Consider the following 4543-nt stretch of genomic DNA (forward strand, 5'->3'; position numbering starts at 1 on the left):
GCCTGCACGGCTGCGGCGCGGCGAACGTGGCAGCGTTGCGGCGCCGCGGGGTCACCGAGATCCGGTGAGGCCGCCAGGTTAGTGCGCGGCCCCGACCAGTTCCTGACCGCGCATGCGCTGCGAGATCACCTGGGTGATGCCGTCGTCGCGCATCGTTATGCCGTAAAGCGCGTCGGCGACCTCCATCGTCGGCTTCTGATGGGTGATCACGATCAGCTGCGACTGGGCTCGCAGCTGTTCGAACAAACCAAGCAGCCGGTGCAGGTTCATATCGTCGAGCGCCGCCTCGACCTCGTCCATGACGTAGAACGGCGACGGGCGGGCCCGGAAGATCGCCACCAGCATCGCGACCGCGGTCAGGGCCTTCTCGCCGCCGGACAGCAGCGACAGCCGCTTGATCTTCTTACCGGGCGGACGAGCTTCCACCTCGATGCCGGTGGTCAGCATGTCGTCGGGATCGGTAAGCCGCAACCTGCCCTCACCGCCGGGGAACAGGGCGGCGAAGACGCTAGTGAACTCGCGTTCAACGTCGGTGTAGGCGTCGGAGAACACCTGCAGGATGCGGGCATCGACGTCGGCAACGACGTCAAGAAGATCCTTGCGTGCGGCCTTGACGTCCTCGAGTTGGGTGGAGAGGAAGTTGTAGCGCTCCTCCAATGCAGCGAACTCCTCGAGCGCCAACGGGTTGACCCGGCCCAGCTCGGTCAGCTCTCGATCGGCGCGTTTGGCGCGACGCTCTTGGGTGGCCCGGTCGTAGGGCATGGGCGCCGGGGCGATCACCTGCTCGCCGCGTTCGCGGGCCTGCTCGTATTCGGCGAGCTCAAGCTCGGTCGGCGGCAGCGGGACGTCCGGGCCGTATTCGGCGACCAGGTCGTCGGGCGCCATCCCGAACTGCTCGAGCACTGTCTGCTCAAGCTGCTCGATCCGCAGCGCCGCCTGCGCCTTGGCGACCTCGTCGCGATGCAGCGACTCGGTGAGCGCGGCGATCCGGGCGCCCAGCGCGTTGACCTCTTCGCGAACCGCCGCCATGGCCGCGGAGCGTTGCTGGCGTTCGGCGGCGAGCACGTCGCGGTTGCGCGACGCGGCCGCGACGACCTGATCGAGCCGCCCGGCAAGCCGCCGTCCGGCGTCGGCCACCGACGCGGCCACCGCGGCAGCATGCTCACGCGCGGCCCGGGCCTGCTGGGCACGCAACCTCGCCTCGCGTTCCGCGGCGGCAGCGCGACGCAGCGAATCGGCGCGCCCGCGAACGGCATTGGCGCGCTCCTCGGCGGTACGCACCGCCAACCGGGCTTCCACTTCGACACCGCGGGCCGTCTCGGCAGCCGCCGCGATCTGTTGGCGGACCTCTGCGTGCCTTGGCTCGGCCGCGACGTGTCGGTTCTGTTCAACGTTGCGCAGCCGGGTTTCGAGCTCACCGAGTTCGGCCAGCGTTTCGGCGCGCCCGGCCTCTAGTTCCTCACGTTGCCGCAGCAGCCTGTGCCACTCCTGCTCAGCGGCGCGGGCGTCCTGTCCAAGCCGGCCGAGCTGCTCGTAGATCGCCGAAATCGCGGCGTCGGATTCGTTGAGGGCGGCGAGCGCCTGCTCGGCGGAGTCCTGACGAGCGGTCTGCTCGCTCAGCGCGCCGGACAACGCCGCGCCGAGCTGGCTGGCCTGCGTCTCGGCTGCGGCCAGTTCGCTGCGCGCCTTGGTGATTTCGGACGTGATTTCCAGCGTGGACGGTTTGCGATCGGAGCCGCCGCTGACCCAGCCCGCACCCACCAGGTCGCCGTCGCGGGTCACCGCGCGCAGCCGCGGGCGGGCGGCCACCAGATCCATCGCCTCGGTGAGATTGCCGACCACTGCGACGCCGGAGAGCATGGCGACCATCGCGCCGCGCAGCCGCGTCGGCACCTCGACGAGGTCGAGCGCCCAGCGCGCGCCGTCGGGCAGAGCACCCGCCGGCGGCAATTCCTCGGCCGGCCAGTCGCTGAGCACGATCGCCGCGCGGCCGCCGTCGGCCTGCTTCAGCGCGTTCACCGCCGAGGCCGCCGCGCTGAAGCTGTCGGCGGCCAGCGCATCGGCGGCCGCGCCGAGGACGGCGGCAAGCGCAGCTTCATAACCCGACGCCACGTCGACCAGCTTCGCGAGCGACCCGAAAAGCCCGGCGCCACCGCGGTTTCGGGTAAGCCAGTCCGCCCCGTCTTTACGTTCGAGCGTGGTAGACAATGCCTCGATCCGGGCTCGCAGCGAAGCTACCTGACGTTCGGCGCCACGCTCAGCTGATTGCAGCTCGGCAACCCGTTCGTCGGCCAATCGCAACGCCACCACCATCCGGTCGTGGTGCTCATCGAGGCCGACTTCACCTTGGTCGAGCTCGCCGACCTGACCCTGCACGGTTTCGAACTCCACCTTCGCTTGGTGGGAGCGGGCGGCGGCTTCCTCGATGCGCTCGGAGAACTTGGCCACGCTGTCATCGATCGACTCGACGCGCGCCCGCATCGTCTCCACCTGGCCGGCCAGCCGGGCCAATCCCTCGCGGCGGTCTGCCTCTGCTTGCACGGCCGCCAGGTGTGCTTGTTCGGCTTCGGCGGCGCGGCGCTCACGGTCGGCCAGCTCGGTTCGGGCGGCGTCGAGCCGGGTGCGGGTGGCGGCCAGCTCGGCCAGCAGCTGCTGCTCGGCGGCCGCGACCTGTTGGGCCTCGGCCTCCAACGCGTCGGGGTCGGGGCCGCCGGTCGTGGCCGGCTCGACGTCCAGGTGCTGAGCACGCTCGCTGGCGATGCGCACGGTCGCGCTCACCCGTTCGGCCAACGCGGACAACCGAAACCACGTCTGCTGCGCCAATTCGGCGCGCTCAGAAAGGCTGGCCAAGGCGTCTTCATTGGCGGCCAGCTCGTCGGACGCGACCGCCATCCGCGCCGCAGCCTCATCGTGGTCGCGGCGCAACGCCGCCTCGGCCTGGTTGGTGTCGTTCAGCTCGGCCTGCCGGGTGACCACGTCGTCGGCGGCCAACCGCAGCCGGGCGTCGCGCAGGTCAGCCTGGATGGTCTGGGCGCGGCGGGCCACCTCCGCCTGCCGGCCCAGCGGTTTGAGCTGGCGGCGAAGTTCGGTGGTCAGATCGGTGAGCCGAGCCAGGTTCGCCGACATCGACTCCAGCTTGCGAACGGCTTTTTCTTTGCGCTTGCGGTGTTTGAGCACACCGGCGGCTTCCTCGATGAATGCCCGACGATCCTCCGGCCGCGATTCCAGGATCTCGTTGAGCTTGCCCTGCCCGACGATGACATGCATTTCACGGCCGATGCCAGAGTCGCTCAGCAGCTCCTGGACATCCATCAAACGACAACTGCTGCCGTTGATTTCGTATTCACTGGCGCCGTCGCGAAACATCCGGCGGGTGATCGACACATCGGAGTACTCGATCGGCAACGCGTTGTCGGAGTTGTCGATCGTGACGGTCACCTCGGCGCGGCCCAGCGGGGCCCGCGACGACGTCCCGGCGAAGATGACGTCTTCCATCTTGCCGCCGCGCAGCGTTTTGGCACCCTGCTCCCCCATCACCCAGGCCAGGGCATCAACCACGTTGGACTTGCCCGACCCGTTGGGTCCGACCACTGCGGTGATGCCCGGCTCGAACCGCAGAGTCGTCGGCGAGGCGAAGGATTTGAAACCCTTCAGCGTCAGGCTCTTGAGGTACACGGCGTGCCAGACTACCGCTCGGTGAAGCCGTTGATCGGTTCGCCGCGCGGCGACCAATCGGCAACTACCTTGTCGACGTGGCCTGGCGTTTTTCCACTCTGCAACACGCGCCACAACTGTTCACACGCGTCACGCGAGCCCTGCGCGACGACCTCCACCCGGCCGTCTGACCGGTTGGCCGCGTACCCGGTCAGGCCTAGTTCCAGCGCACGGCATCGGGTCCACCAACGAAACCCGACGCCCTGCACGCGACCGTGCACCCAAGCGGTCAACCGGACGTCAGGCTGGGTTTCTTGAGACATCGGCTACCTCGAAGCTGACTGTGGTACCTGATTTGAGTGTGCGACCCACCGTGCATACCTGGTCGACCGCGCGCTCGACGACCGTCAACACCCGTGCCTTCTCGTCGTCGCTCAAGCCCGAGAGGTCGATCTCGAGGGTCTCTTGCAGCAGCGGATAACGCTCCTGGTCGCGGTCAGCCTCGCCGGAAACTCGCACGGTCGCCTGGTAGTCGTCGCCGAGCCGACGGACCAACGGCAGGTCGCTGGACATCGCGCTACACGCCGCGAGAGCGATCTTCATCAGCTCGCCGGGGGTGAACACGCCGTCGACGTCCTCGGAGCCGATGAGTACCTGCGCGCCGCGCGAGCTGTTCCCGGTGTAGCGACGCACCCCGGTGCGTTCCACCCACAGTTCGGTCATGGGTTTCTTTCTACCGGGCGGTCGGCAGTATTACCGCCGCGGCCGCGGCTGGCATCGCGGGCAGTAGAACGACGAGCGGTTCATGAACTTCTCCCGGTGGATCACCGCGCCGCAGCGCCGGCAGTGTTTGCCTTCCCGCCCGTAGACGTCGAGAGACCGGTCGAAG

At 68.7% G+C, this 4543-nt stretch carries 4 protein-coding genes; all 4 read right to left on the reverse strand.

From position 1 onward, the window contains the following. Positions 1–78: 78 nt before the first annotated feature. Positions 79–3675 (reverse strand): chromosome segregation protein SMC, encoded by a 3597-nt coding sequence (smc, locus tag WBF82_RS14135; RefSeq protein WP_424383626.1) that lies wholly within the window; start codon positions 3673–3675, stop codon positions 79–81. An 11-nt stretch (positions 3676–3686) separates the two neighbouring features. Next, the gene (locus WBF82_RS14140) at positions 3687–3977 is read right to left on the reverse strand and encodes an acylphosphatase (protein WP_424383627.1); all 291 of its coding nucleotides are present in this window, start codon (positions 3975–3977) and stop codon (positions 3687–3689) included. Next, positions 3955–4377 carry an OsmC family protein gene (locus tag WBF82_RS14145; protein WP_424383628.1) on the reverse strand — a complete coding sequence of 141 codons (423 nt, stop codon included), beginning with the start codon at positions 4375–4377 and terminating at the stop codon, positions 3955–3957. Before WBF82_RS14145 ends, WBF82_RS14140 begins: the two co-directional genes overlap by 23 nt. Positions 4378–4407: 30 nt before the next feature. Next, a partial coding sequence (locus WBF82_RS14150; RefSeq protein ID WP_424383629.1) for a zinc finger domain-containing protein occupies positions 4408–4543 on the reverse strand: 136 nt, incomplete at its 5' end.

It is taken from the genome of Mycobacterium sp. (assembly GCF_049673265.1).
GTDB lineage: Bacteria > Actinomycetota > Actinomycetes > Mycobacteriales > Mycobacteriaceae > Mycobacterium.

Bases quoted from the DNA above. Each gene is read 5' to 3' on its own strand.
- WBF82_RS14140 (WP_424383627.1), bottom strand. From the start codon at position 3,977: ATGTCTCAAGAAACCCAGCCTGACGTCCGGTTGACCGCTTGGGTGCAC.
- WBF82_RS14145 (WP_424383628.1), bottom strand. From the start codon at position 4,377: ATGACCGAACTGTGGGTGGAACGCACCGGGGTGCGTCGCTACACCGGG.